Here is a 6697-nt window from a genome sequence, read left to right as displayed (position 1 = left end):
ACGGGGATTCGAACCCCGGTTACCGCCGTGAAAGGGCGATGTCCTAGGCCTCTAGACGATAGGGACGTTGAGGATGGCGGTATCTTAAGAAGCCGCCACCAAACTGTCAAGGAGGTAAGGTGACAGTTTGTTCAAAATATAGCAAAACAGTTCAGCAGTCTTCTGAGTATCGTACAAAGCAGAGTGTGCTTCTTTGCCATCGAACTCAATTCCAGCTTGAATACACGCTTTCGCAAGCACAGTTTGTCCAAACATAACAGCACTTAAAGTAACAGTATCCATCACTGAAAAACTATGAAATGGGTTTTGGTTTTTTGTACTTGTACGCGCAATTGCTGCTTGTACAAAACCAAGGTCAAAATGCGCATTGTGGCCCACTAAGACTGCATGTGTACAATGTTGCTGTTTGCGGACTTCATTCACCGATTTAAAAATACGGCGTAATGCAGTACGCTCATCTTCAGCCATTGCAATACGCATTGGATTGAATGGATCAATACCAATAAAGTCTAGCGAACGACGATCGAGATTAGCCCCTTCAAACGGGTTAATATGTGCATGAAATGCTGGACCAGGGACAAATTGTCCCTGAGCATCATACACAATTGGAATGCACGCAATTTCTAGCAATGCATCTGTCTGGGCATTAAAACCTGCCGTTTCAACGTCAACAACAACAGGTAAGAAGCCACGAAAACGTTGGCCAATGACCGGGACAGAGGTTTCTTGTGTCACACTTTTCTCCATTGCAGCGTTTTCCCGGCATGCAGCGGGATAATTTTTTGATCATCTAAATAATCAAAAGATTCTGGAACGAGGTTATCTTCTTTTACCAAAGTAATGGTAGAAGTATTACGTGGTAGGCCGTAGAAGTCTGCACCAAAGTGGCTAGCAAAACCTTCTAAACGTTCTAGTTTACCTACTTGATCAAATGCTTGAGCATAAAGTTCAATTGCATTAGGCGCACTATAACAGCCCGCACAGCCACACGCATTTTCTTTTGCATTTTGCGAGTGAGGAGCACTATCTGTACCCAAGAAAAATTTAGGGTTACCGCTCGTTGCAACTTCAAGCAAAGTGGTCTGGTGAGTTTGACGCTTTAAAATTGGTAAGCAATAGAAATGCGGTTTAATACCACCAACCAACATATCATTACGGTTAAATAATAAATGCTGAGGCGTGATTGTTGCAGCCACATTGCGGTCTTGTTCTAAAACAAAGTGTGCGGCATCGCTTGTTGTGATGTGTTCAAGTACCACTTTAAGTTTTGGAAACTGTTTTAATAACGGTGATAAAACTTCATCTAAGAAACGTTTTTCACGGTCAAAAATATCAACGTGGTTATGAGTCACTTCACCATGAAGTAATAACGGAACTTGATGCTCTTCTAGTTGCTCAATGACTGCATAAACTTTACGAATGTCACTTACACCGTTATCAGAGTTGGTGGTCGCACCTGCTGGGTAAAGTTTAATGGCATTTACATGTCCAGATTCTTTAATTTTACGAACTTCATCTGGTGAGGTGAAATCAGTAAAATAAAGCACCATACGTGGGTCAAAGTTAAGACCCTCTGGAACATGAGCAAGAATACGTTCACGGTAAGCCAGTGCTTCTTCCACAGTTTTTACAGGTGGAACAAGGTTTGGCATACAGATCGCACGAGCAAATTGTTTGGCCAAATCAGGTACAGTACGTTTTAATGCTAAACCATCACGTAAATGTGCATGCCAGTCATCTGGCTGGAGCAGGGTAATAGAGTCCAAGGCAGTTCAAACTTCGAAATAAAACAAATGATAATCGATAAAGTGTGAAAATGGTAACGAGAATTACGGACAAATGGCAAAATAAAGCGCCAGAGGCCTTAAAAAATAATGTTATATTTTGTTAATGTGTGAGAGGCAGGAATCAAGTAGTGGCAAATAGGGGAAATGTACATGAATTACTCAAAGCAAAAGAAGAAATAGAATATTTAGTAACTCTACATACCCATCGTTATGCCAATATACCTCTGCCACATCAATTAGAAAAAAAATTCTGGTGTCTAAATCTTGAGCGAACTAAACAGAATATCTCAAAGTTTTTAGCAAGTGGCGTTTTAACCTATCTCATTTTCATATTGCTGGCTCTACCTACAGACTATTTGGTCATAGGCGTGCCTTATATTACTTGGGACTTCATCTATTGCTTACTGAGTGCAATTAATATTGCTTGTGCGCTACTGTTATTTTGGGTTTTTGCAAAGTTTAAAAAACTCACTGAATATTTTTATATTGCTGCGTGTGGCATTGTATTTTTGACCATTATTATCAATGCAATGTTGCTCCTTAGCGTAGAAAATGTCGCTCTTAAAAACCAGTCGATGTTATTACTTTCCTTCTTATATATGCTGGGTTTTATTTTAAGCGGAATAAAGCCTCTACATATGCTTTATGTGGGTTTAACAGCAGCCTTTTGTGTTTTTTCCCTACTGATTTTATGGCAAGCGAATTGTGATTTTATTGCTTTGGGAAGAGCGCTGTTTGGAAGTTGTATTTTAGGTTTTTCAATTAGTACGATGCTTACCTCAAGAGAAAGAAGCCTTTTTTTAAATAATCAGCTTGCTGAGCTGAACGAACAGATTTTACGTATTGAGGCATCTGAATTGCTTCATTTAAGCCAGCAGGATGCACTGACTAATATTTCAAATCGACGTACTTTTGATGAGATGTTCGACTTCTTTTACTATCGTGCAAAGCAAGAAAAGCGCCCATTGGCTGTTTTATTTATTGATATCGATTTTTTTAAAAATTATAACGATTTTTATGGACACCAAATGGGGGATAAAGTCATCTCATCTATTGCCGCTGCAATTAAAAATTCGATTCGGCATGTTGATTTTGTTGCCCGTTATGGTGGAGAAGAGTTTGTGGTACTGTTGCCGAAAACACCAGCTCAAGGCGCCTATGCCGTTGCTGCAAATATTTATAAAGCGATTGAACGCCAAGCGATTCCTCATGCAGCATCTTTAGTCTCTAAGCATGTCACGATTAGTTTAGGTTTTACTGTTTATACAGAAGGTTTTAAAGTAAATCAGGAAAAATTAATTCATGCTGCGGATCAAGCTTTGTACCGAGCTAAGCAGCTTGGACGTAACCAGATTTATTATCAACCCTTGGAAGCAGCAGAACTTGCTTAAACTCTAGTTGCTTGAAATAAAAAAGCCACCTGTGTCGGTGGCTTTTTTATTAATTAAGAAAATTATTTTTTCTTGCTATCGAGCTGTGGCACAGCAGAACCTTGGCCGATTGAAAGCAAACCAGCATCTGTATAGATACCAAGTTTTGCACGTGTATCGGTAATGTCGAGGTTACGCATAGTCAACTGACCAATACGGTCCATTGGCGTAAACATTGAATCGCCTTTTTCCATTGTTAAACGTTCAGCTTCGTACGTTAAGTTTGGAGATTCAGTGTTCATGATGGTGTAGTCATTACCACGACGAAGTTCAAGAGTTACTTCACCAGTAATCGCTTTAGCAACCCAACGCTGTGCAGTTTCACGCAACATAAGTGCTTGAGAGTCGAACCAGCGGCCTTGGTAAAGTAAACGGCCTAAACGTAAACCGTTAATGCGGTATTGTTCGATCGTATCTTCGTTATGAATACCAGTAACCAAACGCTCATAAGCAATATGAAGAAGGGCCATACCCGGTGCTTCATAAATACCACGAGATTTTGCTTCGATAATACGGTTTTCGATTTGGTCAGACATACCTAAACCATGACGGCCACCAATACGGTTTGCTTCAAGAATAAGCTCAACCGGATTGTCAAAAGTTTGACCGTTTAATGCAACAGGTACACCTTCTTCAAAACGTACAGTCACTTCTTCTGGAGTAATTTCAACTTCCTCTTTCCAGAAAGCAACGCCCATAATTGGGTCAACGATTTTGATACCAGCATTTAAGTATTCAAGATCTTTTGCTTCGTGAGTTGCACCCAACATGTTTGAGTCAGTCGAGTACGCTTTTTCTTTTGACATTTTGTAGTCAAAACCGTTGTCGATCAGGAACTGTGACATTTCTGCACGGCCACCAAGCTCATCGATGAAGTTTTGATCTAACCAAGGCTTATAAATTTTAAGATTCGGGTTAGTCAACAAACCATAACGATAGAAACGTTCAATATCGTTACCTTTATAAGTTGAGCCGTCACCCCAGATGTTTACGTCATCTTCTTTCATTGCGGTAACTAGCATTGTACCTGTTACTGCACGACCGAGTGGAGTCGTATTGAAATAAGGAACACCACCTGTACTGATATGGAATGCACCACACTGAATCGCAGCAATACCTTCAAGCGCAAGTTGTAAGCGGCAGTCAATTAAGCGAGCTTTTACAGCGCCGTATTGTTCTGCTTTCTTTGGAATTGCATCATAGTCATCTTCATCAGGCTGACCTAAGTTTGCAGTATATGCATAAGGTTCTGCGCCTTTTTGTTTCATCCACAATAAGGCAGCTGAAGTGTCTAGGCCTCCGGAGAAGGCAATCCCAACTTTTTTGCCTACTGGTACATGCTGCAAGATAGTTGCATTATCAGTCATTGCTAATCCTAACATTTATGAAAAAGACCCCATATAGGCGGTCTTGAGAATTCTGAATGGCGGCTATTGTAGCACTATTCATGGTGCTTTTTTTCGCAAAAAAAGCATTAATTCACTTGTTCTGATTTGAAGTTTTAATTTGATAAAAAATATAAGGCTATTTATAGAATAAGAAGAAGTGAATGAAGTATTGTTCTTAAATAAATGGATTGACCATAAGCTCCGATAAATTTCTTTGTGTGGTCATCCAAAATTATCAAAAAAGTATTAAAGTACTATGCAACAAGTTGCAAAAAATTATTGGGACGCAGCATGACAAGTTACGCCAATTTATTAAAACCATTACATTTAGGCTTTACCACTATTAAAAACCGTGTGGTGATGGGTTCCATGCATACGGGGCTTGAAGACCGTTTTTACAATTACCCAAAGCTGGCAGCTTATTTTGAAGAGCGTGCAAAAGGTGGGGTGGGCCTGATTGTGACAGGTGGTATTTCACCGAACCGTCAAGGATGGTTAGCACCTGCTGGCGGAACCATGAATAGCTTATTTGATATTCCACAGCATCGTCTGGTTACACATGCTGTGCATAAACATGGTTCAAAAATCTTAATGCAAATTTTGCATGCAGGTCGCTACGGTTACCAGCCATTTGTTGTGTCTTCAACTGCAATTAAATCTCCAATTTCACCTTTTAAACCACGCCAGCTTTCTGAAAAAAATATTCTGAGCACAATAGAAGATTACGCTCAGTGCGCCGATATCGCTAAAAAAGCAGGTTATGACGGTGTCGAAATTATGGGCTCGGAAGGTTATCTCATTAACCAGTTTTTAAGTCGCCACGTGAACCAGCGTACTGACCGTTGGGGTGGTGAAATTGAAAACCGTATGCGCTTTCCAGTCGAGATTGTTAAAGCGATTCGTGCCAAAGTCGGTGAGAAATTTATTATCTGTTTCCGCTTGTCTTTACTCGATTTAGTCCATGACGGTAACACCATGCAAGAGGTGGTGACTGTAGCCAAAGCTTTAGAAAAAGCAGGTGTGACTTTATTAAATACCGGCATTGGCTGGCATGAAGCTCGTGTGCCGACCATTGTAACATCTGTGCCTCGTGCAGCTTTTGTTGACTACACTGCTCATGTAAAACAGCATATTTCTATTCCGATTATTGCTTCAAACCGTATTAACATGCCTGAAACTGCCGAAGAAATTTTGGCAACTGGTAAAGCAGATATGGTTCAAATGGCGCGTCCTTTATTGGCCGATGCATTTTGGGTAAATAAAACTGCGACTAACCGTGTTGATGAAATTAATACCTGTATTGCATGTAACCAAGCCTGTTTAGACCATGCTTTTAAAAATAAGCGTGTATCTTGTTTGGTTAACCCACGTGCAGGCCATGAAACAGAACTGGTCTATTTAAAGACTAAACAGCCTAAGCGAATTGCAGTTGTGGGCGGTGGAGTAGCGGGTATGTCGGCGGCAACTGTTGCGGCAAGTCGTGGTCATGCAGTCACTTTGTTTGAAGCAACATCGGATGTAGGCGGTCAATTTAACTTTGCCAAAGTTGTACCAGGCAAAGAAGAATTTCACGAGACGATCCGCTACTTTAAAGTCCAACTCGAAAAAACAGGGGTGGACGTACGTTTAAATACTCGCGTAAATCGTGAACAACTTGAACGTGAAGGTTTTGATGAAGTAATTGTTGCAACTGGTGTAATCCCTCGCGCATTAAAAATTGAAGGAAGTGACGCACCACAAGTCCTTTCGTATGCTCAAGTTTTGAAAGGGGCAGAAGTCGGGCAAAAGGTTGCAGTGATTGGTGCGGGTGGTATTGGTTTTGACGTGTCAGAATTTTTACTTAAACCGCCACATCAACCACAGCCTCAACCTTTAGCCGACTGGCAACGTGAATGGGGTGTAGACCCAGATCCGAATTATGTTTCTGAAGGGGGGATGCAGCCGCCAGTCGTTGAACCAGCGATCCGTGAAATTTATTTATTGCAACGTAAAACCACACCACTTGGTATTGGTCTAGGCAAAACTTCAGGTTGGGTCCATCGTGCACAGCTTAAAAAGCATGGCGTACGTATGCTGCGTGGTGTGCAATATA

Annotated in this window: 5 protein-coding genes; 2 read left to right on the top strand and 3 right to left on the bottom strand. The window is 40.9% G+C overall.

The genetic code is table 11. From position 1 onward, the window contains the following. Window positions 1–84 precede the first annotated feature (84 nt). Together rnt and pyrC are read right to left on the bottom strand one after the other, a co-directional pair. Window positions 85–747, bottom strand: a complete 663-nt coding sequence (rnt, locus tag J536_RS23140; RefSeq protein WP_002117536.1) for a ribonuclease T — start codon at window positions 745–747, stop codon at window positions 85–87. Next, window positions 732–1766, bottom strand: a complete 1035-nt coding sequence (gene pyrC / locus J536_RS23135) for a dihydroorotase (RefSeq protein ID WP_005070491.1) — start codon at window positions 1764–1766, stop codon at window positions 732–734. The genes rnt and pyrC overlap by 16 nt, the downstream gene beginning before the upstream one ends. Before the next feature lie 149 nt (window positions 1767–1915). On the opposite strand from pyrC, the gene J536_RS23130 reads away from it, so the two are divergent. Then, window positions 1916–3178, top strand: a complete 1263-nt coding sequence (locus J536_RS23130; protein ID WP_032064093.1) for a GGDEF domain-containing protein — start codon at window positions 1916–1918, stop codon at window positions 3176–3178. 62 nt (window positions 3179–3240) lie between these two features. Here J536_RS23130 and argG read toward each other — a convergent pair whose 3' ends face one another. Next, window positions 3241–4599: an argininosuccinate synthase gene (gene argG, locus J536_RS23125; RefSeq protein WP_079748292.1), complete on the bottom strand. Its 1359-nt coding sequence runs from the start codon at window positions 4597–4599 to the stop codon at window positions 3241–3243. A 297-nt stretch (window positions 4600–4896) separates the two neighbouring features. Between argG and J536_RS23120 the strand changes: the two genes are divergently transcribed. Then, on the top strand, window positions 4897–6697 hold a 1801-nt coding region (locus tag J536_RS23120; RefSeq protein WP_050680462.1), incomplete at its 3' end, for a 2,4-dienoyl-CoA reductase FMN-binding domain-containing protein.

It is taken from the genome of Acinetobacter sp. 809848, from assembly GCF_000581275.1.
GTDB lineage: Bacteria > Pseudomonadota > Gammaproteobacteria > Pseudomonadales > Moraxellaceae > Acinetobacter > Acinetobacter pittii.
The sequence above is the reverse complement of the archived record's forward strand: the minus strand, read 5'-3'. Positions and strand labels throughout refer to the sequence as shown.

Excerpts from the sequence above, each read along its gene's own strand:
- argG (WP_079748292.1), bottom strand. The coding sequence starts at position 4,599 with ATGTTAGGATTAGCAATGACTGATAATGCAACTATCTTGCAGCATGTA.
- rnt (WP_002117536.1), bottom strand. The coding sequence starts at position 747 with ATGGAGAAAAGTGTGACACAAGAAACCTCTGTCCCGGTCATTGGCCAA.